This window comes from Pontimicrobium sp. MEBiC01747 (assembly GCF_053601635.1).
This window is the reverse complement of record NZ_JBSHNS010000299.1, coordinates 1-24,199: the sequence shown is the minus strand read 5'-3', so window position 1 is coordinate 24,199 and position 24,199 is coordinate 1. Positions and strand designations below refer to the sequence as shown.

Here is a 24,199-nt window from a genome sequence, read left to right as displayed (position 1 = left end):
CCAATTCGTTCCATCGTACACTTCTACAATACCACTATCTGACCCTCCAGATCTGTAAAACTGATCGAAGTCTAGGAATAGACCAACGGCTCCAGTGGTATCAAAAACTGGTGAGGTTAGCGTTTCTATTAATTGTGTACCGTTTCCATTGGCATCACTATCAACAAAAGCTCCAGCCGTACCATCAAGGTCGTTAAAACCACCTTGTTGTCCAGAGGCCCATGAGTCTCCTGTGGCTGCCCCTTCATCTGTAATGGTCCAAGAAGCAGGGATTTCTGTATCAAAATTTTCTTGCAAGTAAGTTTGCGCGCTAAGCGAAAAGCTAAATGAAAGTAAAATTAACAGTAAAGTAATCTTTCTCATTTATTTGGTTTTTAGGGTTAATTTTTGGTTATGCAAATGCTATTATATTCGCAATTTTTTTCTAGTAGCTTACAATGTATACTAATTCCTTATATAATAAAACCACAGATAGACGTAATGCATCCTTTTTCGATGAAATGAACACTTGTTAGTTACCTAAACCATATATTCTGTATAATTTTAACATTTTACCTACTAATTTCTACTTTTCTTTTTGCTTCATTTCCATAGGCATCCACAACAGTTATTAAATGAGTCCCTTCTGTTGGTATTATTGCCATATCATGAATATCTTTAGTTGTTCCAATAAATTCTTTATCGAGATACCAAAAGATCATACTTTCTGGTTTTGAGTGTGCAATTTTAACAATTAGATCATTTGTTTTTCCATTGAAATCTTTAGGCAAGAAAATAGTGCTTCCTTTTTTAGGATAGATAAATTGCATGGATGCTCTATTGTTTGTATTACAATCATTCCTATATGGCGGTAAAGGCTTGTAAAAAGGGTTTTTAGTTTTGTAGTAAAAGGCCATTAAAGGCGGCAAAACAAACCAAGGTTTGTGAGATACATTACTTAAATCTTCGCAAGAGGCGTTTACTTGTTGTTCATTTTTATCTACATGAATAAGTACATGGTATGGGCATGGTTTAGTTTTTAATCCACTTACTTGCACATACTCTTTTGTAATGTCTTCACAATTTACATTAGCACGATATCCGCTTTTTGTACAAATATTTATTTCTTGCATTTCATCATACGGTTTTTCGAACCAATTACTGCTTGGTAAAATATCGAAAACATCAAACAAAATAGGTGCAGCTGTTTGTACACCTACCAAACCTGGACGTCCTTCTCCATCGGCATTACCAACCCAAACACCAACAACATAATCTTTTGTTGTGCCTATTGCCCATGCGTCTCTAAACCCAAAACTGGTTCCTGTTTTCCAAGCAACTTGCTTAGAATCGTCAAAAAACTCCCAGTTTTCATCACTTTCTGGTCGGTTTACTTCTTTTAGACTTTCGTAGGTTAAATAAATAGAGGCTGCATCAAATAGTGTTTTTTCTGTAGATTTCTTTCCGAAATCAATAGTTTTAGAAACTAAAAAAGTGGGTTCGCAAAATTCGTTAGAAAAATACTCACTAGAGTTTTCATTAAAGTGGTTTAATGTTGAAGATAGGCTAGCATAACTTTTACATAGATCCCATAGGCTACTTTCTGCGCCTCCTAATATTAAGGATAGTCCGTAGTGGTTGGCATTATATTTTACATCTTTTAGTTTTAAGTCTTTTAAATAGTGATGAAAACGATCTAGCCCAAAATCCTGAAGCATTCTCACTGCTGGTACATTTAAAGAACGAGCTAAAGCCCGTTTTGCTGGCACGGCTCCATCGTATTCTTTATTATAATTCTCTGGTGCGTAATTACCAAATTGCGATGGCACATCTGGCACCAATGCATTTGGTAATAGGTCTCCAGCATCTAGCATGGCTGCATATAAAAATGGTTTTAAAACGCTTCCTGTACTTCTTCCTTTGTCTATAATGTCTACATCTTTTTGGTGTGCTTGTGTTGTTGGTGAGTTACCAATATAAGTTAACACTTCTCTCGTTTTTACATCTAAGACAAGTACAGATATGTTGTATATCTCATTTTGTTGCAATAGGTTGTAATGGTTAAATACTAATGTATTGGCTTGTTGCTGATATTTATTATTTATAGTTGTTTTTATACGTTCTCCATAATGTGTTTTCGCAACTTTTTGTAGTAAATGTGGTGCAATTTGTGGTAATGGATAGGGTTTTTGTGGTAGCGACTCTGCTATAGATAAATCGTAAGTTAAAGTATCTATAGTTTTATTTACTAATAGTTTTTTTAAAAGTCTATTTCGTTTTTCTAGTAATCGTTGTTGGTTTTTTCCTGGGTAAATTAAGCTTGGTGCGTTAGGCAATACTGCTAATGTTGCGCTTTCTGCCCACGATAAATCATTAGCATCTCTATTAAAGTAACGCCAAGATGCGGCATCTAGACCTACTACGTTACCGCCAAATGGCGCATAGCTTGAGTAATAGGCTAGTATTTCGTCTTTACTATGCCTTAACTCTAATCGTGTTGCTAAAATGATTTCTTTTAGTTTTTCTATATAAGTTCTGGACTGTCCTTTTCTGGAAAGTCTAATAACTTGTTGTGTTAATGTGCTTCCGCCTCGTTTTACTTCTCCAGAGCTTATGTTTTGCTTTAAAGCTTTAAATATAGATACTGGATTAAAACCCGGGTGTTTGTAAAAGTATTCGTCTTCAAAGTTAATAATACAGGTTTTAAATTTTTCGGGTACGCTATCGTTTTTAGGAAACCGCCATTGGCCATCTTTAGCTATTTTCGCCCCTAGTAAATCATTAGTTCTGCTTGTTATTACTGTTGCTGTTGGATCTTTAAAGAGTTCGTTTGGTAAGCAGAAATAATAGGCTATTAAAAGCACTGCCAATAGTGTTGACTTTATTTTGTTTCTTTTTATGTATGCTATTATTCTTTTCATCTCTGGCTCCTGCGAAGGCAGGAGTCTTATTAATTATACTTAAATTTTCTTTAGAGGTGGATTCCTGCCTGCGCAGGAATGACAAAACTTAATTTATTGTTTAAAATAAGCTTCGCTATTTTTTGTAAAACCTTCCGATTTTTTCATTTTGAAAAAACCACCTTCCTTTTTTTAAAGGAAGGAATCCACATATTTTACAGTTTCTATTCTTTTGTAAACTCGTACTCATATTCTACTTTACAGATTCTTACATTGTACCAATTGTACCAATCTTCTCTTCCTTTTTGCTGTGCTAATACATGGTCTGTTTGCTGTTTCCATTGTTTTATTGCTTCTAGGCTTTTCCAGTAACTCACTGTTATACCGACTTCGCTTCTTGCCGAATCTATACTTATAAATCCTTCTTGTTGTTTGGCTAATATTTCCATTAACTCTGCCATGTCACCGTAACCGTTATCGCCTTTGGTTCTGGTAGATGTAAAAATAACGGCGTAATAGGGTTTAAAGTTTGAATTCATTTTTTAATTATTCATTGATATAGTTTATACCTGTTCTCGATACGATTTTTCATTCTTCAAAATCACTCGAACTGACGTTACCGTTACTTTTTATACTCTTTCTTATTCCAAGTGAGTACTTGCACTCCACTGGAATAGTGTATTTTATCTGGTTTGCTATTTAAAAATGTAAACCTTGGGTACTCTACAGTAATAGAAGTACAAACAATATTCTGCATTGGCCACTCTATATGGTGTACATCGTATTCTATTATTTTGTTTTTGTAGTCCTGAAATACGGCATAACGCTCGGTTAACCACATATCGATTTCATCTTTTACTACTGGTGTATTATCTAATGTATATTCTACTGAAAAAGCTTCATTTAAATCTGTGTTTTTAGAGTGATAGCTTGTTTCATTTCTATTCATTTTAGAATAACGGTATGGAAATTTAGAGACTTGCTTTATTAGTTTACAAGACCATTTATTATTGGCTTCCATACTTAAAAAATACACACTTGGCTTTCCTTTACAGACTACATAGGTTCTAATATTTATTTCTTGAAAGTCTGATATATATGGTGGCTTGGGTAAGTGTCTTAGTTTTACGTTATTCATATCGAAAGCCACAACACTTACCCATGCTTTATCATTAATGGTATCTACTGTTAATTCTTTTGGTAGTATCATTTGAATAACCTCAGCATCGACTTCCCAATGTAAAAAAACAGCTTTATTCCATTCTTGATAGATTGTCCATGGGTTTACTGGATAGTCGAATGGTCTGTGACTGGTTTGTTTTAGGATTTGTTTTGGGTTCATACTCTTTTATTAATTATAAAAACAACCCAAAAGTTTAGCACAGCTAGCTTCACTAAACAAAACTTTTAAGTTCTATTTATTGACTACAATCACCATCTATTATATTTTGTACTGTTGGGTTGTATCCATTATGACTAATATCTAGACTACTATAAGTTCCATTAGTGAATAAGTTGGTTAATGCACAAAAATCTGTAAGTAAAGGATTAGGACCTGAAACTGAACCATTACTTGGACCTCCTATACTTAATTGAGACCCTACAGATGTTAAATTGTTTAAACCGTCTAAAGTTGCTAATGAGCTATTCCCAAAAATTTTTAGAAGAGTACCTACTGTTGTTAAACTGTTTAACCCCTCTAAGGATAATAGTGAAGCATTATTTGAAATATTTAAACTCTGAGGAACAGAAGTTACACTATTTAGCCCTGTTAATGAGCCCAGTTGCATATTATTATTAATAAATAAATTCTCTCCTATATATGTTAAACTAGTCAATCCTGAAATTGTAGTTAGACTATCATTACCTCTAATCCATAATAAGCCATCTATTGTCTCTAAATTGCCTAACCAATCAAAAGAATATAATGCATCATTATCATCTATTATAAAGTCTCCTGAAATTGATGTTAAGTTATTTAAACCTGAAATTGATGTTAACGCATCATTATGCAAAAGCGAAAAGCTACCAGAACTATTTAAATTACTCCCAGCAGAAAATGTTGTTAATGAATTATTATCTTCAATAGTTATACTTCCATTAGAAATAAGACTATCAAAACCAGATACACTTATTAAATTAGGATTATTTATTAAAGTAAATACTCCATTACTAGTTAAATTGTTGAAACCAGAAACTTCCTCTAATACGGGGTTATCATATATTAATAAACCAAGACCTAATATTTGATTTAAATTTTCAAAACCACTCATAGTAGTTAAAATTGGGTTCTCTCTAATTTCTATTGAAGCAACAGATATTAAATTATTAAAATCTGATAAAGAAGAAATACTATTATTCCAACTTATTGTAATGCTACCACTAATATTCTCAATACTATTTAACTCACTTATTGACTCTAAATTATCATTGTGTTTAATTGACAAAGAACCATTAATATTCGTTACATTTTCTAAACCACTTAAAGACACTAAAGAGTCATTATATGAAATTTCAGTACTCCCAACCGATGTAAGTCCTGTTAAATCAATTAATGAATTTAAAACATTATTTGCTCTTATATAAAAACTAGACTCAATAACACTTAAATTACTTAATCCCGATATATCCACCAAAGATTCATTTAATGTTAAAAATAAAGACCCCGTACTTTCTAACTCTGAAAACCCAGTAATAGAAGTTAATTGAGGATTACCTGAAATCCAAAGTGTCTTATTATTAAGCGTACTCAAGTTATTAAATCCCGTTATCCCTGTTAAACTACTATTATTCGATATTATAATACTAAACCCTGATTGGTTTGCTTGTGTCGTTAAATTATCAAAATTTATAATAGAAGTCAGAGAATCATTTGATAAAATATTTAACCTAAAAAAAATAGAATTTAAATTATCTAATCCTGTTAATGTTGTTAAAACACTGTTTCTCACAATAACAACTTCTCCACCTACTGTTGTTAAATTTGAAAGTGTATTTAGCGAAGTTATATCTGTTTCGCCACTAATTTCTAGAGCTCCTATTGTTAAATCCCCAGTAATTTCAGAATAACCAAACAAACCAAAAACATCTACTTCTAATTGAGATTCTAAAATTACATCACCATTGTATACACCTCCTATTGCATTTCCACACACATTAACCTCTTCTATAGTTGTGACAGCTGTATTCGGTATTATAGCTATTTCTTCAGAAATTAAACTACTTTCTATATCCAAAACTATCATAGTATAATTACTACCAACACAATATGTCATTGGGTAATTAATAGTCCCATCTATAATGCTTACTATTTCTGAATTTGAATAAGGACTTGCGCCAGATTCATAGATTAAAGCATATCCGTTAGTAATACCGCCAGAACATGTATTAAGTGTTCCTGTCAATAATGTTGTTTGTAATTCTGAAGGTAGATTAGTAACATTTATTGTTTCTGAAACATTAGATAGATAAGGCCCTAATGTTTCTGAATATACAATAGTTTCAACACATTCATCATTACCATATATATTAAATGTTATTTCTTCATTTATAGGAATGATACCACACTCAGTTCCATTAATATTAGTTGTTCCGTAAAAAATTAATTCTCCAGTATTGTTTCTTATAATCTCTACATTAATATTACTTAGTTCGTTAGTAGTTGTTCCATCTAATAACGTGTAACAAAAATTAATATAGTTAAAAGGAATATCACAATTCCACCAAGAAAAATGAGAAACCTCTGCAATATATTTATTTCCAGATTTTAAAGCTTTTCCTTGCTCTTTCCAATACCCAACTTCTTCATCAAAATACCATAAAGGCACTTCACTTGGCGAATTTTGATGTGTAGACGATATAGGAAACTCTATATTAGATGAAGATGTTTCAGATATATTTAAAGACTCCCCTGATGGTGTAAATAAATTTATACTTAACATACCATAAGTTTCCATTGCAGATGCTGTCCCATCTCCCCTCATACCAAATAACATTCCTGGCATTTCTGTAAAAATATTGGCTTCGTTTGGCTCTAAGTAGTGCATTACAACATCTACTTGACCTGAATAAGGTGTTCCGTTATCTCTAATAAAATCTCCTTGAAATGTAACTTTAGAACCATTAGGTAGACTTATTTCTGAATTTTCACCAGAATTAACACTTCCTATTATATCTTTTTTAAGAAGTGTAATTTTAATGTTATTAACTCCATTTTGATCAGGGATTATTACCTTACTACCTAGAACATATCCTTCTTTTGTAGCTTTAATTAGAGCAAAATTCTCATAAACATTTACTTCGTTTAATACAAATATTCCATTATGATCTGTATATGTAGATATACCTCCTATAATAACTTGTGCATTATTAACACGACCACCATCTTCATTAACGATTTCTCCAATAAAACTAGATTTTACGAGACTTCCAAAATTATTTTCTGCAAATTCAGTATCACTTATAGCTTGTTCATTTATTGAGTTATTATCTGATGTATAATCGTCATCTTTTTTACAAGAAAGGATTATTAAAAATATAAGAATTAGGGATAGTTTATTCATGTTTATTTTTTTGTGCAATATACTCTTTTCTTACTTTTCAACCTCAACCCACTGTCCTTTTGTGCGTACTAAAAACTCATTATCGTACATGGCTTCTGCTTGTACTCCTGGTAAATAATAGGTTCCTAGATACGAAGCATTTAACATGACATTAAAGGTTTTAGAGCTGTTTGTTTTTCCTCTTTTGTTTAAATCTAGATAGAAATTAACACGATCATCTCTTATATCTGTATAACGTGCCTGACTTGTTGTTGTGCTTCCAAAGGCTGTAAATCGTGTGTTTACAATTTCCCAACCCGATGGGAATATTTGTGTTAAGGCAATATCGTTTACACGTTCGTTTTTAAGATTACTTACATTAACAGTGGCTACAAAATCTTGCCCTTGTTGTAGTTTGCTAATATCTATAGTGTTTCCTTTTAAATCTTTGTAAGCGACACTAACACTTAACCCTCGTTGTTCTGCTAATTCTTGTCCCAATGGTAATTTCCCTGAGTTTAATACGCGTACATAGACTACGTTAGCTTGATTGTTTTTAAAGCTTAAAGTGTTATTTCCATCTTTTAATTTTAGCTCACGTTGTGCAATGGCACTCTTGGTGTTTATAGTTTCTGTTTTACCATTAATAGTGTAATCTAACTGTACCGATTTTCCGCCGTTAACTTCTACCATTTTTGCTATTGCTAATAAACTGTAAGCTGTTGTTTGTGTACTCATCCAACGGTTACTAGACAGGTCTTTTGCTAGTGTTTTTGCTAAATCTTGTGTTCGTTTATCTTTTGTTATTACCATCGTCTCTAATGCCATTGCTCGGTTTCTATCTACAGAGCCATAGGTGTAATAGTTATAGCGTGGTGGTTGAAACTCGATATTTGCCGTTTTAGAAATTTGGTTACTGGCCTCACTTTGTCCTGCTAGTGCATAGGCTGCTGCTAATCTCCACTTGGCTTCGTTAGAGATTTCACTAAATTCGCGTAATCTGTTCATAGAGGCTAAGTCTGGGCTTCCTGCTAAGGCTAATGTATATAGTCTATAAGCTTGGGCTAAATCGCTATTGTAGGTTCTGTAACTTGGTCTCCAGTTTCTAGCGGTTTCTTTTTGGTAACGAATCCAATTAGTCTTAAAGGTTAATGGTAAAACGTAACCTTTTTTCTCTGCTTCTATTAAAAAGTGCCCAGAGTAGCTTGTTCCCCAATCGTTAGCATTGCCTTCTCCTATCCAATAGCTCATGCCTCCGTTTGGTCTTTGGAAATTTCCTAAGCGTTTTATTCCGTTTTTAATATTAGATTGTATTTCTTGTTTTTTATCGAATGTTAAATCGAAAATATCATTTAAATACAGTTGAGGGAATACGCTAGAGGTCGTTTGCTCTACACAACCATGTGGATATTGTATTAAGTATTGTAAGCGTCTAGAAAAATCCATTGGTGGCATTGTAGAAAACTCTAATGTTGCTGCATTTGTTCCTGCTACTCCAAAGGTTTTAAAATCTAAATTAGTCGTTGCATTTGCTTCTAATGTTTTATCTAATACTCTTGATGTTATTGGGTTTGGATTAACGACATCTAATTCTACTTTGTATGTTGATTTTTCGCCATTTCCTGTGGCAATAACCTCAACGGTATTTATCCCGTTTGCTTTACTAACATCTAGTTCAAAATAGGCCATTTTTTCATCTGGTCTTTTAAATGTTAGTGCTTTTGTTTGGTCGCCTACTACTGTAATACCATCACTAAGTTTTAATTTTAAGTTTACATTTTTTACTTTATTTTCCATAGCAAATACGGTAACTGGCAGGGTTACTTTTTCACCAGGACTTAGTTTACGTGGTAAGGTTGCTAATACCATTAATGGTTTTTTAACTTCTACAGATTTATCTACACTACCATAGGCTTCTGTAGTGTTATTTCCTGCAACTACCATGGTACGTACTGCGCCTACATAATTTGGCATTTTAATAGTATGTGTTTTTCTGTCTCCTGCCTTTAATACAAACGGTCCTAAATAGGTTACTACGGGTTTAAAGCGATTTGCTTTTTTGTTTTTACCGCCTGCTGCGCTTCCATCTCCTCCAATTGCAAATATTTGGTCTACACTACCGCTATAGGCTCCTATAACATCATCGAACACATCCCATGTTTTTACTCCTAATGCTTCTCTTGCATAAAATTCAGACCATGCATTTGGTGTTTTAAAACGTGTTAAGTCTAATAAACCTTCTTCTACCATAGCAATGGTATAGGTCATAGCTTTGTTATTTTTTTCTGAAACAATTACCGAAAATTCTTGCTCTGGACGTAATACACTTGGCATTTTAATTTCTGGCTTCAGTTTTGTTTCTGGGTTTTCTACTAGTATTGGAATAACTCCGTATAGTCGTAATGGTAAATCGTTAGCGGTACTTGCATGTGGTTGTAATAATGAAATGTTTACAAATACATTAGGTGCCATCGCGTCTGTTATTGGGACATCTACAACGGTTTCTCCTTGTTTAGTTTTCACCCATTTGTGTTCTATAACTTCGGTTCCATTTTCTATACTTACTAAAGCGCGTCCTTCTGTTCCAGAAGGGAATGTAATTTTGGCTGTTTCGCCTACATTATAGTTTTCTTTATCTGCAGAGAATACTAGCATCTTTGCAGCATCCTTACTTCCTGTTGGTTGTCTTTTCCACCAATTTCTGTAAAAATATGCTGTGCGCCCTGTAGCGTGTCCGCTTTTTGGATCGTAAACACGAATTAAATAACGTCCACCTTCGTGTTCTGGCACATTTATATTAAAGCTTGCTCTTCCTTTAGCATCTGTATTTACTGTAGTATTCATAAATGGTTTATGGTACGAGCTTTTAGCGTATTTAGATAGATTATCGTACGAAGAGTTCCACCACCAGCGCCATTCTATTTTATACACTTTTACTTCTAATCCGTTTCGTTTTATTGGTTTTCCTTGGTCGTCTACCACTACTAAATCGAAATTCTGGTTTTCGTCTGTATAAAATGACCCGTATGCTCTACCTTTTGGTGATTTTAATCCTACAAAGGACTTATACGGTGCGTATTTTTTTGAAAAGGCATCCATAGAGAAGTCTCCTCCATTTTCAAATGCTCGTACTAAAAACTGAACGTTTAACATTCCTGGCGCATTTTTACCTACATTTAATTTATTGGTAATGGTTGCTAAGCCTTCTTCATTCACTTTGTTTTCAAAAATGGTTAGTTCTTCTCCAGAAAATTCTCTAGATGGATCTCTAAACACATAGTCTTTATAGTTTTTAAATGGCGAGTAAGCATTACTAAACTTCGCTTTTATTTCTGTTTTTAAGTTTTTTGCTGGTGCGCCATGCAGCCATTTTACTTCTAGATTTCCGTTTAACGGATTTGTTCCTGTAAGTACCTCATCTTTAAAATCGACTTTAATTTTTAAACGGTTTGGTTTTACGGTTTCTATTTTTAAGCCTTTATAAAATTTAGCTCCACCTACACTTACTTTAGCATTCCAATTTCCTGTTTTATCTTCTGTTCCCGTTGGCACTGTAAACTTGTAGAACTGGTTAATGTTTGATGTTGTTACTTTTTTGTATGCTAGTTTACCGTTAGGGTCTGTTATTTCCATTTTTACAGGATGCCCATTGGGTAATTTATTAGCAACATCGTTTAGCATAAAGGTTAAATGCAAGGTGTCTCCTGGTCGCCAAACTCCTCGTTCTCCATATATGTAACCTTTAAGCCCTCTCTGTAAACGGTTTCCTGATACATCAAACTTACTTAATGATAGTGAATTTCCATCTTTTAACTTTATATAGGTTTTATTATTTCCTTTTGAGACTATAGCAAATGCTGCTCGCTTGTCTGCTTTTATTGTTGCTAAGCCTTCTGTATCTGTTTTAGTTGTTGCTATTTCTTGTTGTTGATAGTTATATAGGGCTACTGTAGCATTGGCTTCTACACTAGTATTTAAAATATTAGTTACTGCAAAGTAATAATTATTATTGGCTCCTTTTTTAGCGATAACTCCTATGTTTGATGCTAATAGGTTTTGAGAGATTTTATTATTCACTCTATAATACGATGGTTTACATGGGTTTTTACGCTCTCTCCAATTGTAATTATTATTACGGTAACTATAGGTTAAATTATCCCAGTATTTTTCCTCTCGTAAATCGTCCTCTTCTGCAGTGGTTTCTCCATAATCTTCTCCATAATACTCTTCTTCGTAGTACTCGTCTTCATAATAGTCATCATTATTTTCAGAGTTTGTAATATTTTGGTTGCCTTCACAATTGTATAGAGAATACTCTTGTTTAAAGTCTACTTCTATTCTGTAAATTGCTCCAGGGTCTGCATTAAAAAACTTAGACAAGTCGACACTATAGGTTTTCCACTTTCCAGTGTTTTCTATAGCACTTTCCATAAGTTCAATTTTTTCTTTTGCTATACGGCGCCCTACATAACGAATGCTATTATCATAGCCTCCTGCTAATTCATTATCTTGAAGAAATTGTAATACATTATCTTCAAAAATCTTAATGACTTTTATATCTACTGCTTTTAAGTTAACTGCTTCAAAATTAAATTTCAATTCTTCAGAATTTGGCAAAATCACACCGTTATTTACTAAACGTACTTGTGGTTTTATTTGTTCGAAAGAAATGGTTTCAGAAAATGGACTCTTCAATTTATAACCCTCTGTATTTTTTATTCCTTGAAATACGTCTATACGAACGGTTCCTATTATTTTAGAGTCTGGATAGGCTTTTAATACATTTCCATCTACAATATATTTTGGGTTTTTGGTGTTTTGAATGGTTACTAAACCATCAAAGTTTTGTTGTTTTTTTATAGGGTCAGAAAAATTAATAGACAGGTATTGTTCTGGGCTTTGTACTACTTCCATTTTAGTAATGGTAAAGTTATTTTTCCCTGGAATGATCACTTTATTCTCGCCAGAGTTATCTGCACTTATTGCTTTCCCATTCCATTTTACTAATATCTCACTATCTTCAACTAATCGGTTTATGCTATCTATTTTAAAGGCAAAATATTTTGATGGTACACTTTCTTCGTCCCATTCAATTTTTAAGTTCTTTCCTTTCTGTGAAGCGTTTACCAATTTTTTAGCATCTTCTATTGTTATATTATCTGCTGCTTTTAGTGTTCCTAATAAGTATTGCCACTCTTTACTATACGATTGTAAATCGTTAGTAGTAATATTAAAATTAGGTGTAATGGTTTTAAATTGAAAGGTGTAGTTTTTAAATTCACTAGGAATATTTTTATAGATCTTTCCTAGTTTTACTGTAACCGAATATTCGGTGTCTGGGTCTAATGGTTCGTCTGGATTAAATGCTAAAAAATGCTTGTTTTTAGAGACTAATTGTCCAGAAACATGTGGTGTTATACTAACCAACTCTTCGGTTATGTCTTTATCTATACCCCATCCTTCTACATCTTTAGTTAAGTTTATCGCTATAGGGTTACTAACAGAAACTCTACCCGAAGTTGTGTAACTTATATAGTCTCTAAACTTAAAGACATTATCGGTTTCGGTTTCTTTCTTTTTACAAGACATTGCTAATACCAAGCAAAGTAAAAGCGTTAAGAGTGATTTTGATTGCATAATTTTAAAGTTTTTATAAAACTACATAAAGCCTTTTGTATACCTATATAAGCTTTACTATTCGTTGATTAGTTTATAGGATTCGTTAGCTAGTGTTTAGGATTCGTTTTTTACTATTCTTTAGTATAAATCTCTATAGTTAATTCGCCTTTAGCATTCATTTTTGCTCGATACATACCGGCAGTATTAAAATCCATAACCATATTTCCGTTTTTATCCACAGCAATGACACCTCCTGTGCCTCCCATTTTGGTTAATTTATTATGGATTACTTCTTTTGTTGCTGCTTCAAGAGACAGCTCTTTGTATTCCATTAATGCCGAAATATCATGTGCTACTGTTGCTCTAATAAAATACTCTCCCCATCCTGTTCCAGATACTGCGCATGTGGCATTATTTGCATAGGTTCCTGCTCCAATAATTGGTGTATCTCCAACGCGTCCAAAGCGTTTATTGGTCATCCCTCCTGTAGAGGTTCCTGCTGCCAAGTTTCCGTTTTTATCTAGTGCAACACAGCCTACTGTGCCTAGTTTATAATCTTTAATATCTGCATCGTAATAACCTGCTGTTTTTTTATCTTTTTGGTCGTCGTGATCTTGCTCTATTATCGCTTTCTTTTTAGCACGTTGTAGGGATTTAAATCTGTTTTCTGTATAAAAGTAGTCTGGTGATACAATCTCTAAGCCTTGTTCTTTGGCATATAAATCGGCTCCTGTGCCCGCCATCATTACATGCGGAGATTTATCCATTATTTTACGTGCTAAATTTATTGGGTTTTTTACGGTTGTTGTTCCTGCAGAGGCACCAGAGTTTAATGTTTTTCCGTCCATTATTGAAGCATCTAATTCATTCGTTTCTGCGTTTGTAAAAACAGCACCTTTTCCTGCATTAAACAATGGGGAGTCTTCTAATACGTTAATTGTTTTTTCTACAGCATCTAGACTACTGCCTCCATTTTTTAAAATTGTATAGCCTATTTTTATGGCTTCTTCTAATTTAGCCTTGTATTTAGCTTCTTTTTCAGAAGTCATGTTTTGTTTTAAAATGGTTCCTGCTCCACCATGAATAACAATTGCAAAATCGTTAATCTTGGTATTTTTAGCTTCTACTTGTTTTGTTTTTTTAGGGTTATCATCTGGATTAGGCACTAATTCGCCGCAATTAAAAAGTAATGCCAAAAGCATACTTAAAAAAAGTAATTTTTTCATAAATAGATGGTTTTTATAAGACGCTTTAAAGTTACTATTTTTAAAAGCGTTATGTCCTAAAAAAGGACTTTTATTAGTATATTCGCATCAAAATTTAATAATTCGTAAAATTCAAGTAATTATGGCAGCAGTTTCAGCTGATTTCGGAATAAAAGAAGCGCTTATAGAATTAGGTGTTAAAGATATAAATGAAGGAACTTCTACAGGTTCTAACAATTTTTCAAATGGTGAGATTATAGAATCTTATTCTCCTGTTGATGGTCAATTAATTGGAAAAGTAAAAGCAACGACTCAGGCAGATTACGATAAAGTAATGGCTACTGCAACGTCTGCTTTTAAAGATTGGAGAAAAATGCCTGCTCCACAAAGGGGAGAAGTGGTTCGCCAATTTGGAGAAAAATTAAGAGAAAAAAAAGAAGCTCTAGGTAAGTTAGTCTCTTACGAGATGGGAAAATCTTACCAAGAAGGTTTAGGTGAGGTTCAAGAAATGATAGATATCTGTGATTTTGCAGTTGGTTTATCTCGCCAGTTACATGGTTTAACAATGCACTCTGAGCGTCCTGGGCACAGAATGTACGAGCAATACCACCCACTAGGTGTTGTTGGTATTATTTCTGCATTTAATTTCCCTGTTGCTGTTTGGGCATGGAATACTGCTTTAGCATGGATTTGTGGAGATGTGTGTGTATGGAAACCAAGTGAAAAAACACCAATTTGTGGTGTTGCTTGCCAAAACATTGCAGCAGAAGTTTTTGCAGCAAATGGTTTACCAGAAGGAATTTGTAACTTAATAAATGGAGATTACAAAGTTGGTGAAATGATGACTAAAGATACACGTGTGCCTTTAGTATCTGCAACGGGTTCTACTAGAATGGGTAAAATTGTTGCTAAAGAAGTTGCTGGACGTTTAGGAAAATCATTATTAGAGTTAGGCGGAAACAATGCTATTATTGTTACTCCTGATGCCGATGTTAAAATGACAGTTATTGGTGCTGTATTTGGTGCTGTTGGTACTGCTGGACAACGTTGTACATCTACACGTCGTTTAATTATACACGAAAGCATGTACGATAAAGTAAAAGATGCTGTAGTTGCCGCTTACGGACAATTGCGTATTGGTAACCCATTAGATGAAAACAATCATGTTGGGCCACTTATTGATACAGATGCCGTTAAAATGTATGAAGCTGCTTTAGAAAAAGTTGTTGCAGAAGGTGGAAATATTGTAGTTGAAGGAGGTGTACTTTCTGGAGAAGGATACGAGTCTGGATGTTATGTAAAACCTGCAATTGCTGAGGCTAAAAATGAATTCGAAATTGTACAGCACGAAACATTTGCTCCTGTATTATACTTATTAAAATACTCTGGTGGTGTTGAAAATGCTTTAGAGATACAAAATGGTGTTGCTCAAGGATTATCTTCTGCAATTATGACGAATAATTTACGTGAAGCTGAAGCTTTCTTATCTGTTGCTGGTTCAGATTGTGGAATCGCTAACGTAAATATTGGTACTTCTGGTGCTGAGATTGGTGGTGCTTTTGGTGGTGAAAAAGAAACTGGTGGTGGACGCGAGTCTGGATCAGATGCATGGAAAGTTTACATGAGACGCCAAACTAACACTATTAACTATACTACAGATTTACCTTTAGCTCAAGGGATTAAATTCGATTTATAGTAGTTAACTACTTTATAATATTAAAACAGCCTTAGGAAGTGATTTCTAAGGCTGTTTTTATTTTTAAATGTTACAGATTTATTAAAAAAACATTTGATTTATTTTTTTAGTTAGGATTCCTTACTATATTTGCAAAGCAATAGTGCAATAAATCATAAAAAATAATTAAAATGAGTAAATCAATTTTTTATCACGCAGGATGTTCTGTATGTGTAAGTGCAGAACACGATGTTATTAACCTAGTAGGTGCAAATAATGTAGAAATAGTTAATATCGGTGAAGACAGAACAAGAATAGCTGAGGCTGAAAATGCAGGAGTACAATCGGTTCCAGCTTTAGTAACACCAAATGGAAATACTTTACATATTAACTTCGGTGCTTCTATGGCAGATGTAAAGGGCTAATTTTTAAATTAAATAGTTAGGATTCCTAATTTGAATATATTATGAATCCTAACTTATAAAACACAACTAAAATGAAAACAATTTTAACACTTTTTACAGTACTACTTATTGGTTCTACATTTTCTTGTGCTCAAGAAGATAATACATACAAAAATGAAGACTTTGCTATTAATAACGTTGCTGTAACCTATCATTCCGATTTAGATATAACTGTATGGGAAATAACAGTAAAAGGTACAGCAGGAAAAACAACACCAATTAAAGCAGGACAACTAGATGGTGCTCCTGTGCTGGGATATGTATTCCCAACTAATTTAAAACCGACTGATGTTGGTTTTAATAAAAACGGATGGTATTGTAGCACTTGCTTTAACCTCACATCCAGATTTTGATGACACACCACTTTGGGATGAAAACAATGATAAAATTTTTAATAATGATGGTATCATTTGGCATCCACATTGGGTTATTCTACACGAAGACAAAAGAGTTCCTGGAGGACTTGCTGTAAAGCAATTTAAAAAAGCTGACGATACAGTAGTACTACCTCCTACAAATCCGGGAATGCCAATGTACATGGATTCTCCTGGCTACCCAGTAATAACAAAAAATCACGTAATAAAAGTAGTTGTACCAAATTATAGAATGAATAATCAAACTGATTTTAATTATGATGGTGTAACCGCATTTATGAAAGTAAACACAAGTAAAGATGATTTACCAATGCTAGGCGTTTATAACATTTTTAGTATAGCAAGCGGTGATTTATCATTGCCATATAAAGTAAAAACACAATAAAATGAAAATATCAGTTTGGGACACTTATGTAAAAAAAGAAGATGGTAATACAATGCATTTCGATATTCTAGTGCCAAGTCATATCACAGATGAGCAAACCGTTTTTAATTTTGGCATGCATTATCTAAAAACTAAATCTTTTAAAACGAATTTATTAACGGCTAACGAGTGTCGTTTATGCCACATAGAACAAGCTACAGAAGACATGATAACTTCTATCAATACAAATGGTTATGCTATTATAGAAATGAAAAATTGCAATTAATTTAATTAGGATTACTAACTTTGCCTACCGAACAAACTTTTTTCGGTAGGTTTTTTTATTATGGATAAAAGTATTTTTAACCCCAATTACCAAGAACAAGATCTTTCTAGCAAAATAGTTGCTGGCCTTGAAAGAGTTTCGGAAGTCTTTAAAGTTTTGTTATGGGAAAAAGCAAAATTAGTAGGATTAAGCCCTATTCAAATTCAAATCTTGCTATTTATTGCCTATCATAAAACGGAGTTATGTAATGTTAGTCATTTAGCTAAAGAATTCAATATTACTAAACCTACTATTAGTGATGCCATTAAAATTCTTGATAAAAAACAACTAATTATAAAAGATTACTCTTCTACAGATAGTCGTAGATACCATATTCTTCTATCTCAGTTAGGAAAAGATATTGTTTCCCAAACTAATGATTTTGCAAATCCTTTAAAATCTTTAATTAGTAATTTTAATCAAACCGATTTAAATAGTGTTTATAAAACATTAAGTGAATTAATATATAAGTTAAATAGTACAGGAATTCTAAGTGTACAGCGTACTTGTTATGGTTGTAAATACTATACGAAAAACAAGGGTTTAGATTTTTGTAATTTACTTGAAAAAGCACTACACAACAACGAAATTAGATTAGATTGTCCTGAATATGAAGAAAAATAAGCTTTTTTATGTTTAGTATAAAAAAGTTTACTGCTAAATCTTGTATTTGTCATCTCTATTACTATTGTAAAATTATGTACATTAGGCTAGTCTTACACATCAAGTACTAATGAATGCTATAAAACATAAAAGCTTAAAAACACTGTCTTTGCTTCTTCTATTTATTATTGTAATGGCATGTAATGGGCAAGAGGCAAAACAACAACAAAGTGAGAAAACCTCAATTAGTAAAACAACGGTAAAAGAAACTCAAATTACCTACGGAACGCCTTTACTTGATGCAAACACAGTTCCTATTGGTGACATTGTAGTTCGTAGAGTGTTTCAAGACTCCAATGGTCATTTATGGTTTGGCACTAATGGTAATGGTGTTATTAGATATAATGGTAATACATTAGAGTATTTTTCTATTAATGAAGGTTTTGGAGGTATTGCTGTAAGAGGTATTGTAGAGGATAGTAAAGGAAATATTTGGTTTGCCACTTCTGGAGGGTTAACCAAATACAATGGTAAGTCTTTTATAAATTATACTGTAAAAGATGGGTTAGCCGACAATAACACTTGGTGTTTAACTATAGACCGAAAAGGAACTATATGGGTAGGTACGCTACAAGGTGTTAGCTGTTTTAATGGAAATACATTTATGCCTTTTGTACTGCCAGAAGGTAAACCAGATCCTACAAGAGGGGTTACTAGCGCTAAAATAGTACATAGTATTATAGAAGATAGCAAAGGTCATCTATGGTTTGCAACCAATGGTGGCGCTTATATTTACAATGGAAAAGGGTTGACTAATCTTTCGGAAAAAGAGGGCTTATGCGATAATAATGTAAATGCTATTCTAGAAGATAAAAGCGGGGTATTTTGGTTTGCAACGTCTCATAAAGGTATTTGCTATTGGGATGGTAAAACCTTTACTAATGTTACAGAAAAAGAGGGTGTTATTGGTACCGAAGGCTGGAGTTTATATGAAGATAGTAAGGGTAATATCTGGTTTCCAATTGAACATTCGGGTGTTTATCGCTACGATGGCGAAAGGTTTACTAATTTCCATAACAAAGATGGGTTGGCTTCTGGCTCTATACAAACCATTTATGAAGATAATGAGGGCATTTTTTGGTTAGGTGGCTGGATGTCTCTTTATCGGTATGATGGGACAGGTTTTTTAAAGGTTACCAAATAAATTATTGCTTCATTTTTTAAATACATTTTAAATGGCTATGAATATTCATATAGAAACTGATCGACTTATTTTAAGAGATTTAGAACTCACAGATGCACAAGGTATTTTTGAATTAGACTCAGATTCTGAAGTTCATGAGTATCTAGGAAATCACCCTATTAAAACACTTGAAGAAGCAGAAGGCATTATCCGTTTTATTAGAAATCAATATATAACTAACGGTATTGGTCGCTGGGCTATTATTGATAAAAAAACAAAAGAGTTTATTGGTTGGTCTGGATTAAAATATGAAGAAGCGTTACGAGATAACTTTAGTTATTACGATTTAGGTTATAGGCTTATTAAAAAGTATTGGGGACGAGGTATTGCTACAGAAACCGCTATTGCTTCCCTAAAGCATGGGTTTAACACTCTTAATTTAAATGAAATTTGTGCTGCTGCAGATGTAAATAATATGGGCTCTAATAAAATATTACAAAAGATAGGTATGCAGTTTAAGGAAACCTTTAATTATGATAACGCTTTACATAATTGGTACGCCATTACAAAAAATGAATGGTTACATCAGTAAGCTCTTGTGTAAAATATATTCTATAGAATATAATTGTTGAAAAAATCAATTTTAACAGTATTACACTGTAACATTATTAAAAATCGTCCTACATATAGTTATATATATTTAAACTATGGGCTCTGGTGCTGGACATATAATGGATATGAATAATCGGTTAAAACAAAACCGAGCATTACGTACTAGTAATAAGGCTAAGTTTAGAGAAAACAACCGCAATACTATATACTCTAAAAATAATACTAAAAGTAAAAAATTAAGCTTTAAAACCATTTCACAAGAAAAATTAAACGTTATTAAACAACAAATCTGTATTCGTGCTAAAAAACAAAATAGAAGCGAACGTATTATAGGTTTCGTTTGCATTCTTATTGTATTCTTAATACTTCAATGGGTCATTTTTTAATAAATAAAAAAGCCCCGGTTTAAAAAAATACCGAGGCTTTCTATCGAAAATTAGTTGGTAGCTAAATTCTTTTATCTTTTAATAAACTTTTTAGTAATTACTGTTTCTTTTGTATTAACGTTTATAAAATATAATCCGCTTTCTAAGTTTCTTACATTTATTTCGTTTGATAAACGCCCTTTAATTACAGTTTGTCCAGCCATATTTACAATAGTATAATTGCCTTGTAAATCGCCTTGCGTTTTAATGTATAATACAGCTCCTTTTACTGGGTTTGGATATACACTAAAATCTAAAATAGTATCACTTTCACTTACATGGATTAAATCCTCTCCTCTAGAGGTTCCAGAGGCTGTTAAATTAATATTATCTATTGCTATATCTGCTTGCCAAGTGCTTCCTGTTACTCTATTAAATCGTAATTGAATACCTCCACCTACATAGGCAGATAAATTAACGCTTTGTGTTAACCAAGAATTACCTTGATTTCCTGTTTGGTTCCAAACACTTGTCCATGTTGCGCCATTATCATTACTTACTTCTAAAGCAATACTTCCCATATCGGCAGCTCCAAACATGTGATAACTAAAATCGAACGTTGCAGATGTCTGTCCGCTTAAATCATAACAAGGTGATGTAATTATTGCGCTTTTATTAGGGTATCCTGTTCCATTACCAGAAGCCTCTACATAAATATAATTAGACCCTTCTGCTGCGCTTGATGGTCCTGTGTTATTAGATGGGGTTCCATTGGCATCTACTGTCCAATTAATATCGTCTGCAGTGGATTGTGTCCAATCTCCTAAATCTGGTTCAAACCCTTCTGTATATGGGTATGCAGTAATACCTCCTGTACAACCAGTATTAGTAACAGTACCTTCGGTTAAGTTAATGGCATCTAAAGCTATATCTGCTTGCCAAGTACTACCAGTAACTCTATTAAATCGCAATTGTAAATCTCCGCCTACATATGCCGCAAGGTTAACATTAGCAGTTAACCAAGAGTTTCCTTTATTTCCTGTTTCACTCCAAATGGATGCCCAAGTTGTTCCATTATCGCTACTGGCTTCTAATGCTATGGTTCCCATATCTGTAGCTCCAAACATATGATAACTAAAACTAAATGTCGCTTCAGTTAATCCGCTTAAATCAAAACAAGGAGAATTAAGTATTGTGCTTTTATTTGGGTACCCTGTTCCATTCCCTGAAGCTTCTACATAAATGTAATTAGATCCTTCTGTTGCACTTGATGGCCCTGTATTATTTGATGGGGTTCCACTAGCGTCAATAGTCCAATCTATATCGTCTGCACTAGACTGTGTCCACGCTCCTAAACCTGTTTCAAACCCTTCTGCGTATGGAAATGTGCTAATACCTTCAGAACACCCAGAGCTTGTAGCATTTACAACTACTGTTCTTACAACTTCTATTGCTGCATTTCCAGCTGCATCACTTACATTATAGGTTATTGTGTACGTTCCTTCTGATGCTGTATTAACAGAACCTGATGTAACAATATTTGCTGTTATGTCTCCATCAATATTATCTGTTGCTGTAGCCCCTGCATCTGTATATACATCTCCAACATTTATGTTTACTGTAGCAGTACCTAAAAGTGTAATAACTGGTGCTGTTGTATCTGCACCAGCTCCTGTAATGTTTACAGTATAGTCTTCTACTTCTCCATATTGAAAAGATTCGCATGGTGTTTGAGCCGCATTATATTTCATAGACACACGCATTCTTGTCGTTCCTTCTGTTGCGCTATTTGGCACTGTAAATGTTCCACTTACAGGTGTTGTTTGTATTGGTGCTTGTGTAAACACTTGCTCTCCTGCGTCTTCAAAATCACCATCTTTATTATAATCTATCCAAACTGCATAGGCTTCATTATATACTGTTCCAGTCCACGTTGGCGTTATTGTTATTGTTGCTGCCGCTTGTTTAGCTAAATCTGTAGATTGCGATGTAAAATTGGCATATCCTCCTGCTGCTGCACCAGATGTATTATCTATGGTTCCTAATTGCACTCTAGAAATATACTCATCACTTACATCATTTCCATTAGATGCACAGTAATTTAACTGCACTTCGGTTGTTGTAAAATTAATAGAACTACTGTATGCAGAATTAGCGCCTCCAGAGCATTTGCTTCTTACTTGGGCTTCATATTGTGTTAATGCATTTAAACCTGACAATGCAGAAGAAGTTCCTGTTACGGCATTTGTTATCCATGTAGCTGTACCAGTTTCTCTGTAGCGTAAATCGTAGGTTGCTGCTGTAACAGCATTCCAACTTAGTGTTGCTGTAGATGCTCCTACATTAGAAGCTGCTAAACCAGTTGGTACAGATGCTGTACATGATACTTGACCGCTAATAGTAAAATTAGTATTAGAAATATCAAAGAAGATATTATTAGCGCCTCTTACCATAATTCTATTTTGCGAACCTTGATTATTAGGCACTACAATATCGTGAGCCCCGTCATTAGTAACTCCAGACGCTAAAGTTATTGGGTAGGTATCTCCTCCATCTGTTGACAAGAAAATATCTACATTAGCGGCATTAACTCCGTTTCCTGTTGTGCCAGCGACATCCCAAGTTACTGACTGTGTTGTACCTGCGCTCCATGTTACATTAGTATTTGGTGCATTCACTACAAATGGTCCTGCTGTACCATTAACGTTAACAACCATATCGTCGCTATTATTATTTGCCCCTCCTGCTCTATTATCTCTAACTGTAAGCCTAAAGTTTAATGTTCTTGCTACGTTTGGTACGGCTTCCCATTCCCATGCTGTTGCGCCAGTTTTTATGGTAGCTAATCTTGGAAAATAACGCTTAGTATCTGTAGTAGGGTTGTATGATCTAAATGCTGGGCCTGATGTAGCTGTTACACTTGGTTTTTGTGTTGCTGAATTATTTTCATCAAATTGCTCCCAACAGTAGGTTAATACATCTTGAGAGTTCGCATCAGAGCCTGTACCTGTTAATACAAAAGCTGTTCCTTTAGGAATTGTGTAATTTACTCCTGCATTTGCTGTTGGCACAGCATTATTAGTGTTAGTGTTAGTTTGACAGCTTGTTGTTTTTACATAATTTGTTATTTGTTGTATTGTTACACCATGAAAATATGGGTCACTATTAGATTGTACATCTGTATTGGCTCCTGTAATTCCTGCATACCCCATTATTGTGCTACCACTTCCTGGTTCCATTTGTACATTTGTGCCTTCATTTCCTCCATGTGTCCAGGTATGGTTTCCTCCAAATTGGTGTCCGATTTCATGGGCTACAAAATCTACATCAAAAGGGTCTCCTTCTGGTGTATTAAGCGATGTCCAACCACTTCCTTTTTGTCCGTTTACACATACACAGCCTATGCATCCTGCATTTCCGCTGTTTCCAGACCTTGCAAATAAATGCCCGACATCGTAATTTGCTTCTCCTATTTGACTGGTTAGTGTTGATTGTAATGCACTATTATAACCTCCAGACGAGCCATAAGGGTCAGATGATGCATTTGTATATATTACATCGTCTGTATTAGAAATAAGTACCATTGTAACATTGAAATCGTTTTCAAAAATACCATTCACTCTAGTCATCGTGGTATTAATAGCAGCCAATGCTAAGGCTTTTGTACCTCCATGGTATGAAGCATATTCTCCTGTTGTTGAAACTGCTAATCTATAGGTTCGTAAAGTACTATCGTCTGCATTTTTTAAGACTGTATTGTTTCCTGATAATGTTTTGTTTGTTGCATCGGTTACCTCACATTCAAAATCATTAAAATCTGCTGTTCTATCTGCTCTTTTATATACTGTATAAACCTTAAGGTCATTAGTATAAGGCTCTATAAAAGTAGCTGGCTTGGTTGCAGATAAACGCATACTTTGCAATCCTAAAGGTGAAATACTAAAGCGTATTCTGTCTGAAGCATTATCTACACCTTGGCCTGCATAAGAC

Annotated in this window: 17 protein-coding genes; 9 read left to right on the top strand and 8 right to left on the bottom strand. The window is 33.8% G+C overall.

Annotated elements, in window-relative coordinates; all coding sequences use genetic code 11:
- The 7 genes from ACVC2P_RS09905 to ACVC2P_RS09875 form a co-directional block, all read right to left on the bottom strand.
- Positions 1–363 (bottom strand): choice-of-anchor J domain-containing protein (locus tag ACVC2P_RS09905; protein ID WP_452598317.1); only part of this gene is annotated, 363 nt, incomplete at its 3' end.
- A gap of 188 nt (positions 364–551) precedes the next feature.
- The gene (gene pbpC, locus ACVC2P_RS09900; protein ID WP_452598316.1) at positions 552–2,900 is read right to left on the bottom strand and encodes a penicillin-binding protein 1C; all 2,349 of its coding nucleotides are present in this window, start codon (positions 2,898–2,900) and stop codon (positions 552–554) included.
- Positions 2,901–3,103: 203 nt separating this feature from the next.
- Positions 3,104–3,418 (bottom strand): antibiotic biosynthesis monooxygenase family protein, encoded by a 315-nt coding sequence (locus ACVC2P_RS09895; RefSeq protein WP_452598315.1) that lies wholly within the window; start codon positions 3,416–3,418, stop codon positions 3,104–3,106.
- 83 nt (positions 3,419–3,501) lie between these two features.
- On the bottom strand, positions 3,502–4,221 hold the full coding sequence (locus ACVC2P_RS09890) for a YqjF family protein (RefSeq protein WP_452598314.1): 720 nt from the start codon (positions 4,219–4,221) through the stop codon (positions 3,502–3,504).
- A gap of 76 nt (positions 4,222–4,297) precedes the next feature.
- Positions 4,298–7,441, bottom strand: coding sequence for a hypothetical protein (locus ACVC2P_RS09885; protein ID WP_452598313.1), 3,144 nt, complete (start codon positions 7,439–7,441; stop codon positions 4,298–4,300).
- A 30-nt stretch (positions 7,442–7,471) separates the two neighbouring features.
- A complete protein-coding gene (locus ACVC2P_RS09880) occupies positions 7,472–13,057 on the bottom strand; it encodes an alpha-2-macroglobulin family protein (protein WP_452598312.1) in 5,586 nt (1,861 codons plus the stop codon).
- A 113-nt stretch (positions 13,058–13,170) separates the two neighbouring features.
- Positions 13,171–14,265, bottom strand: a complete 1,095-nt coding sequence (locus tag ACVC2P_RS09875; protein ID WP_452598311.1) for an isoaspartyl peptidase/L-asparaginase family protein — start codon at positions 14,263–14,265, stop codon at positions 13,171–13,173.
- Positions 14,266–14,386: 121 nt separating this feature from the next.
- On the opposite strand from ACVC2P_RS09875, the gene amaB reads away from it, so the two are divergent.
- The 9 genes from amaB (at position 14,387) to ACVC2P_RS09830 (ending at position 20,230) form a co-directional block, all read left to right on the top strand.
- Positions 14,387–15,940 carry an L-piperidine-6-carboxylate dehydrogenase gene (gene amaB, locus ACVC2P_RS09870; RefSeq protein WP_452598310.1) on the top strand — a complete coding sequence of 518 codons (1,554 nt, stop codon included), beginning with the start codon at positions 14,387–14,389 and terminating at the stop codon, positions 15,938–15,940.
- Between the two features lie 170 nt (positions 15,941–16,110).
- Positions 16,111–16,344, top strand: coding sequence for a thioredoxin family protein (locus ACVC2P_RS09865; protein ID WP_452598309.1), 234 nt, complete (start codon positions 16,111–16,113; stop codon positions 16,342–16,344).
- Between the two features lie 71 nt (positions 16,345–16,415).
- Entirely contained in the window at positions 16,416–16,736 is a 321-nt protein-coding gene (locus ACVC2P_RS09860) for a hypothetical protein (protein WP_452598308.1), read from the top strand.
- Positions 16,672–17,142, top strand: a complete 471-nt coding sequence (locus ACVC2P_RS09855; RefSeq protein WP_452598307.1) for a hypothetical protein — start codon at positions 16,672–16,674, stop codon at positions 17,140–17,142. The genes ACVC2P_RS09860 and ACVC2P_RS09855 overlap by 65 nt, the downstream gene beginning before the upstream one ends.
- Before the next feature lies 1 nt (position 17,143).
- Positions 17,144–17,407 (top strand): DUF2024 family protein, encoded by a 264-nt coding sequence (locus tag ACVC2P_RS09850; protein WP_452598306.1) that lies wholly within the window; start codon positions 17,144–17,146, stop codon positions 17,405–17,407.
- 60 nt (positions 17,408–17,467) lie between these two features.
- A complete protein-coding gene (locus ACVC2P_RS09845) occupies positions 17,468–18,070 on the top strand; it encodes a MarR family winged helix-turn-helix transcriptional regulator (protein ID WP_452598305.1) in 603 nt (200 codons plus the stop codon).
- Between the two features lie 109 nt (positions 18,071–18,179).
- Complete coding sequence (locus tag ACVC2P_RS09840) at positions 18,180–19,253, top strand: ligand-binding sensor domain-containing protein (RefSeq protein WP_452598304.1); 1,074 nt, start codon at positions 18,180–18,182, stop codon at positions 19,251–19,253.
- 37 nt (positions 19,254–19,290) lie between these two features.
- Positions 19,291–19,824, top strand: coding sequence for a GNAT family N-acetyltransferase (locus tag ACVC2P_RS09835; RefSeq protein WP_452598303.1), 534 nt, complete (start codon positions 19,291–19,293; stop codon positions 19,822–19,824).
- A 115-nt stretch (positions 19,825–19,939) separates the two neighbouring features.
- On the top strand, positions 19,940–20,230 hold the full coding sequence (locus tag ACVC2P_RS09830; protein WP_452598302.1) for a hypothetical protein: 291 nt from the start codon (positions 19,940–19,942) through the stop codon (positions 20,228–20,230).
- Positions 20,231–20,301: 71 nt separating this feature from the next.
- On the opposite strand, the gene ACVC2P_RS09825 is transcribed toward ACVC2P_RS09830, so the two are convergent.
- A partial coding sequence (locus ACVC2P_RS09825; protein ID WP_452598301.1) for a reprolysin-like metallopeptidase occupies positions 20,302–24,199 on the bottom strand: 3,898 nt, incomplete at its 5' end.